Annotated in this window: 5 protein-coding genes and 1 pseudogene; 3 read left to right on the top strand and 3 right to left on the bottom strand. The window is 54.1% G+C overall.

Translation table 11 applies throughout. The features are described 5' to 3' along the window. Both GAK38_RS23565 and GAK38_RS24070 read left to right on the top strand, forming a co-directional pair. The coding region (locus GAK38_RS23565) for an IS630 family transposase (protein ID WP_325347310.1) at positions 1 to 523 on the top strand (523 nt) is incomplete at its 5' end. 15 nt (positions 524 to 538) lie between these two features. After that, positions 539 to 652, top strand: a pseudogene (locus tag GAK38_RS24070) (N-acetyltransferase); the annotation flags it as partial. A 2-nt stretch (positions 653 to 654) separates the two neighbouring features. On the opposite strand, the gene GAK38_RS23570 reads toward GAK38_RS24070, so the two are convergent. Together GAK38_RS23570 and GAK38_RS23575 are read right to left on the bottom strand one after the other, a co-directional pair. After that, complete coding sequence (locus tag GAK38_RS23570) at positions 655 to 1,398, bottom strand: hypothetical protein (RefSeq protein WP_325347311.1); 744 nt, start codon at positions 1,396 to 1,398, stop codon at positions 655 to 657. A 288-nt stretch (positions 1,399 to 1,686) separates the two neighbouring features. Continuing rightward, entirely contained in the window at positions 1,687 to 2,289 is a 603-nt protein-coding gene (locus GAK38_RS23575; RefSeq protein WP_325347312.1) for a DUF1134 domain-containing protein, read from the bottom strand. Between the two features lie 312 nt (positions 2,290 to 2,601). On the opposite strand from GAK38_RS23575, the gene chpT reads away from it, so the two are divergent. Continuing rightward, positions 2,602 to 3,231: a histidine phosphotransferase ChpT gene (gene chpT, locus GAK38_RS23580; RefSeq protein WP_325347313.1), complete on the top strand. Its 630-nt coding sequence runs from the start codon at positions 2,602 to 2,604 to the stop codon at positions 3,229 to 3,231. A 130-nt stretch (positions 3,232 to 3,361) separates the two neighbouring features. On the opposite strand, the gene ctrA is transcribed toward chpT, so the two are convergent. Beyond that, the coding region (gene ctrA, locus GAK38_RS23585) for a response regulator transcription factor CtrA (RefSeq protein WP_325347314.1) at positions 3,362 to 3,969 on the bottom strand (608 nt) is incomplete at its 5' end.

Raw genomic sequence — 3,969 nt, forward strand, 5'->3', positions numbered from 1 at the left:
CGAACGGCTGGTCTTCATTGACGAGACCTGGATCAAGACCAACATGTCGCCGATCAGGGGCTGGGGGCCAAAAGGCAAGCGACTGCGGGCATTTGCACCGCATGGCCACTGGCGCAAGCTGACATTCCTGGGCGCTTTGAGAAACGATCGGCTGACAGCACCCTGTGTCTTCGACGGACCGATCAACGGCCAGTGCTTCCGCGCCTATGTCGAACAGCAGCTGGTGCCGGTGCTCAAGCCAGGCGACATCGTCGTCATGGACAATCTCGGCAGTCACAAGTCGGCAACCATCCGTCAGTTGATCAAAGCCGCCGGTGCGCGGCTCTGGTTCCTGCCGCCCTATTCGCCGGACCTCAATCCGATCGAACAGGCCTTCTCCAAGATCAAGCATTGGATGAGAAATGCACAAAAGCGCACCATCGACGACACATGGCGCCATATCGGTAGGCTGGTCGAAACCATCCAGCCCGCCGAATGCCAGAACTGTCTCGAAAATGTCGGATATGGTTCCGTTAAAAGATGAAACGCCCTAGCACTAAATGTTGTCGAAGACGCCCGTAAAGCCGGCTGGAAAATCATCCCAAGCTGCAGTTTCATGCAGGCGCAGACCAAGCGCCATCCAGATTGGTCAGACGTTATAGCCAGTGATTGATATCAGCGCAGATCGCGGATGCGACTGGCAAGGCTCTTTGGGCTGGCATTTTTGCCCTTGTCAACTGAACCTTCAGCGTCAAGCAAACTATGGATAGGCGAATTTTCGCCTTCCTTCTCTGCGGTGGCTGCAACCATGCGCGCGGCCAAGGCTGCCATCTCTTCGCGAAGCGCCGCATTTTCTTTTGAGAATTCTGCGGGTTGCTCTGTTTCGGCGTTTGTGGCCGAACCCTTGCGCGTAAAGCGCTCCAGCTTTTCCTGAGCGTCGGAGAAATCGGTAATCAGCTTGTCGAGTTTGGCCTGCAATTCAGTATTGCGGCGCTTCTCGCTCTTTAATTCAGTCTGTGCTGTCGTCAATTGCGTCGAAACCTCATTATAGCGGGCAGATGCATCTTTACGTTCCCGACGCATTTCGCTCATCTCATTCATCAGACGACCATGTTCGGTCTCTTTGGCACTCATTTCGATACGTAGCGTATCGGCCAGTTCTTCGAAAGATGAAAGATGTTTCTGCAGCCGCTCAACCTCGGCCTCAACAATTTCTGCTTTTTCAGCAGCAGTGTCGCGTTCCGACATCGTTTCTGCGACCTGCTTTGCACGTTCCGCCAGAGTCTCATTTAGCTGTGCGATATCATTTTCCAATGAAGCGAAACGCTTCAGCTCATGATGCTGCTTGCCGAGCTCGATCAGCTGGCCGGATGATTTATCACGTTCAAGCTTGAGCTGCTGTGCGAGCTTGCTGGCCACCACCGCATGTTAGGCTCTCAGGCCATCCCGATCCGCTCTGATTTCAGCAAGCGTTATCGGCAGTTCGGCTTGAACCTGCCGACGCGCCAGAAAGAAAGCGCGGCGCCAAACCGAAGGACCAAGCAGAACCACGACGAAAACCGCAACGAGAACGCCAAGTATGAAAATGAGCGCAGACTGGATCACGGCTTTGTCACTAAACGGGAAAATGGACCAGCCAAAAGACTTGGCTGGTTGTTATTCATAATGGCGCGGCGTTCCGCTTTCCAGCTCGAACGCCAGTCCAAATCAGAATGGGTTCCAGGTCGGAGCCGCAGAAAGCTTCAGATAACCAATATTGACGCCAAGGCGGGCACCGATGCCCGTACGAATTGGCACCAGCATGATATTCTGACGCTTGAGAACGTTGAAGCCCGCTCCGGCGATCACATAAGCAGAACCTGCAACGCCGGCATAACGCCCATAAAGGCTCTGAATATCGTCGAGATTATAGACGAGCATCATGACGCGCGAGCCTTGCCCGCCAAAATCCCAGCCGAGCGACGGACCCTGCCAGAACGTGCGATGATCGCCAGCATTCTTGGTGTAGAGCGTACCTTCGCCATAGGTGAGACCACCTATGAAGGCACCAGAACCCTCTTCACCCAGAATATAGCCATTCGGAAGTCCGAAGCTCTGGAACGCCTTTTCGACTGCGCTGGCGATACCGCCAGATGTCGAACCGAAGAACCTGTGTCCGGATTCAACAACTTCCTCGGCCGAATATGTGTTGCTGCTCTGTGCCTGCGCTTTGTGCGGCACGGCGGTGATGGAGATCAGAAAAGCCGCAAAGAACGCTACAATATACGCCGCGTTGCGGAACCTGATCTGCGACAGGGACGGTATGGCCATCTATAATTCCTTTTGCCTACCAGCTTCTCTGTCTGACGGCCCTGTTAAAAGCCTGGCAGCGCTTCTTGCGAGCACTTTGCCGAATCGCGCGTAGTCTAACCGCGAATTTATTGTCTAAATCTTTAAGCGCCGAAATTGGCTTTAGAATGGCGGCAAAAAACAGCTTTCTTGCGGCAACAGGACGTCGCGTGTATCCAGATTCCCAAGGTTCCCGGTGGTGATTCGTCGGGATTATGCTCATCAACTGATTGCCGCTTGACATTCGATTACAAAGTCGATTCGCAGAGCCGGTTCGCGCCTGGAGAAAACACCATGCCATTGCCCGTTACCCTGTCCGCACTCGATCTTGGTGCGCTTCTGTGCAGACGGATCTGTCATGACATCATCTCGCCGGTTGGCGCCATTAACAATGGTCTCGAACTGCTTGAAGAAGGTGGCGCGGACGAAGACGCAATGGCGCTCATCAAGTCGAGCGCGCGCAATGCTTCGGCCCGCCTTCAGTTCGCCCGCATCGCGTTCGGTGCAGCCGGTTCCGTAGGCGTAAAGATCGATACCGGCGATGCGCAGCATGTCGCAACCGAATATTTCAAGAATGAAAAGCCGGAACTGACCTGGGAAGGTGCCCGCGTTCTGCTGCCAAAGAACAAGGTCAAGCTTCTGCTCAACCTGCTTCTGATCAGCAATGCAGCCATTCCACGCGGTGGTTCGCTGGCTGTTCGCCTCGAAAATGGCGACACCAATCCACGTTTTGTCATCACTGCCAAAGGCCGGATGCTGCGCGTACCGCCAAAGTTCCTCGAACTGCATTCAGGTGCAGAGCCGGAAGAGCCAATCGACGCCCATTCGGTTCAACCATATTACACACTGCTTCTGGCTGAAGATGCAGACATGACCATTTCCATCCATGCGACTGCCGAAGACATCGTCTTCGCCGCAGAATAAGACGCATCTCTTTACGCAAAAGGCGCAGGGTAAAACCTGCGCCTTTTTTGTTTGCGACCCCATAAAAGAAAAGGCCCCGCTTACGCGGAGCCTTATTCAATCAGGTATTTCCAGCAAAACTGCTAAGCGCTTATGCGCTTTCACGCAGTTCTGTGCCATCTGGCTCGCGCAGCACATAGCCACGACCCCAAACGGTTTCGATGTAGCTCTGGCTGCCGGAAACTGCATCAAGCTTCTTGCGCAGCTTGCAGATAAACACGTCGATGATCTTCAGCTCAGGCTCGTCCATGCCGCCATAAAGGTGGTTGAGGAACATTTCCTTGGTGAGCGTCGTGCCCTTTCGGAGCGAAAGAAGCTCGAGCATCTGATATTCTTTGCCGGTCAGGTGAACGCGCTGACCACCAACCTCAACCGTCTTGGCGTCGAGGTTAACAATCAGGTCGCCAGTGGTGATGACCGACTGGGCATGGCCCTTGGAACGACGAACAATCGCATGAATACGGGCGATCAGCTCGTCCTTGTGGAACGGCTTCGTCATATAGTCGTCTGCACCGAAGCCCAGACCGCGAACCTTGTCCTCAATGCCAGCCATGCCGGAGAGGATAAGGATTGGCGTCTTGACCTTCGAAAGGCGCAAGGTACGCAGAACTTCATAACCGGACATGTCCGGCAAGTTCAGGTCCAGCAAGATGATGTCGTAATCATAAAGCTTGCCGAGATCGATGCCTTCTTCACCCA

The organism is Xylophilus sp. (genome assembly GCA_009914555.1).
Lineage (GTDB): Bacteria > Pseudomonadota > Gammaproteobacteria > Burkholderiales > Burkholderiaceae_C > WNDY01.